General features: G+C 54.5%; 2 protein-coding genes. Both read right to left on the bottom strand.

Annotated features, from left to right (window positions below):
• Positions 1 to 262: 262 nt before the first annotated feature.
• On the bottom strand, positions 263 to 562 hold the full coding sequence (locus EJP87_RS16020) for a hypothetical protein (RefSeq protein WP_130472850.1): 300 nt from the start codon (positions 560 to 562) through the stop codon (positions 263 to 265).
• A gap of 131 nt (positions 563 to 693) precedes the next feature.
• Positions 694 to 1,628: alpha-isopropylmalate synthase regulatory domain-containing protein (locus EJP87_RS16015; RefSeq protein ID WP_320412248.1), on the bottom strand; the 935-nt coding region annotated here is incomplete at its 5' end.

Below are 1,628 nucleotides of genomic sequence, written 5' to 3'. Positions count from 1 at the left end.
GGTACAAAATCAGGACTAAAACGCGCCAACCTATTGTTTATAAATGTGAATTATTTGTTTTCTGTCCGAAAGTTCCGTTTAGAGAAACGATTCATCCATTGACCATCAAGAAGCTGGCCCCCTCCTGGGGAGGGAGCTTCCTGGAGGAGGGGGCCAGCGCAGCCTTTGCATGGGCGTCATCGCAACTTGTGTGTAATCGAGATATGAAGCGGATCGAATCGATTGCTCTCGAAATAGCTCCCTGCACTACTGTTGTGCCAGTCTACTCCGCAGTTGCTTCAACCTGTAAACCTATGCGCATGCCAAAGCCGGTATCCTGACTATAAATCGCAATACAGTTATACTCCCCGGCATAGCGGCTGCTCGGCAAATGCAGCGTACAACGACTCTTCGCCATCAGTGCATGGGGCGCAATAATGCCAAATCCCTGTACCTTGTTCAGCTCCGCCTGCAGCGATACATCCAACACATCAACGGTCATCGTCCGGTTCTGGATCGTTAACTTTCCCTCTTCCAAAACCTGTTCGCGTTGATAACGGCGCTGCTGTTTTACATCTTGCATAGCTCTGCTCCCTCTGCCGATGGTTCCACTGTTTTCTCACTGGTTAACACTACTGCAGCATCCCCCCTTTGGCAAGTTGAGGCGGGTTGGCCACGACACTTTCTCCGCAACCCGCCCACAACAGCTCACCCTCACCTGCTGCCCATACTCCATGCCGCGACAAGCCTCTGCAACTCCTCCTCGCCATAACCTGATAAATGACGATTGAGCGCCGCCAGCAAGGCCCTCAAGGAAGCCGCAACTATATCACAATCGATCCCTACCCCAGATATTGCACGACACTCCTTTTCGCCCAGCAACGAAATAAAGGCGATGGCCTGCGCCTGACTGCCACTCTGCAACGCCTGCTCCTGGTAAAAATCCAACTTCCAGGCGCCAGGCAACGCCTGCGCCGCCGCATCAAGCGGGCCATTGCCCCGGCCAGTCAAGGAGCCACGCCAACTCCCCACACCGATCTGTAACTCCACTGTGCACAACTGCTCCCGCTCCTGCAACAACTGATAACCGTAAAATTGGAGCTTGCCTGCCGGTTGACACAACTCCTGCAGAAAAATCTGCTCCACATCGCTCTGCGTCAATTCCACGCCTCGCCGATCACTCTCCGCTTGTACCAACTGCGCAAACTCACGATGCAGCGCCTTCGGCAGTTGCACCCCCCGCGCCAACTCCAATAAATGCAACGCACCCGCCTTGCCCGATTGGCTGTTGACCCGTATCAGCGCGCTCCAATCTGAGCCTACATCACGTGGATCAATCGGCAGATAGGGTACCTCCCAAGGTTGGTCACTCTGCCAGGCCGCCAAACCTTTGCGAATAGCATCCTGATGCGATCCCGAAAAGGCTGTAAATACCAACTCTCCCGCATAGGGCTGACGCGGCGGAACCATCATCCCGGTGCAGCTCTCATAACAGGCTACCAACTCCTCCATGTGCGCAAAATCCAAACCAATCGGCAACCCCTGACTGTACAAATTCATCGCCAAGGTCACTATATCCACATTACCGGTACGCTCGCCGTTGCCAAAAAGGGCCCCTTCTACCCGTTCTGCCCCGGCCAACAGCGCCA

The sequence above is a fragment of the Candidatus Magnetaquicoccus inordinatus genome (assembly GCF_004217665.1).
Classification (GTDB): Bacteria; Pseudomonadota; Magnetococcia; order Magnetococcales; family Magnetaquicoccaceae; genus Magnetaquicoccus; species Magnetaquicoccus inordinatus.
Note: the sequence above shows the minus strand (reverse complement) of the source record. Positions and strands in the feature narration are given on the sequence as shown.